This is a genomic window from Vibrio sp. S234-5, assembly GCF_000960595.1.
GTDB lineage: Bacteria > Pseudomonadota > Gammaproteobacteria > Enterobacterales > Vibrionaceae > Vibrio.
Genome location: NZ_JZAM01000433.1, coordinates 1 through 389, shown reverse-complemented (window position 1 = coordinate 389; position 389 = coordinate 1). Strand labels below are relative to the sequence as shown.

Below are 389 nucleotides of genomic sequence, written 5' to 3'. Positions count from 1 at the left end.
CCCGACGGACCACATCGCTCAGCGGCACGACCGTTTTAGGCAAGTGCGCTAGGGTTCGTTATCAAACGCAGTCCTTCAATTAGTCACCAAGACTCGGATACTTGGTCCCACTCTCGGCGGTGGTTTCATAGCTCATTTCGCCAATCGGCGTGCGGTAGTCTGGCCGTTCGAGCTGGCGTACATCCAGCGCGCAAGCGCGTCCGCGCCAATCTTTCTTCTTGATCATGATGTTGCTCAGACGGGTATTAAGCGGCGCAAAAATCACCTCGTCAGCGCTAAAGCGCTGCTCAATGTAGCGCTGGCTCTGGTTTAGGTGCGCCACGGCCTCTTTGACTGGCCCCAGTGGCAAGCCCAAAAGCTCGGCGCTGTGGTCGCGAAAATTGAGATCG

The 389-nt window shown here is 56.8% G+C and carries 1 pseudogene; it reads right to left on the bottom strand.

From position 1 onward, the window contains the following. Positions 1-79 precede the first annotated feature (79 nt). A pseudogene (locus UF06_RS27040) lies at positions 80-389 on the bottom strand (chromosome partitioning protein ParA); the annotation flags it as partial.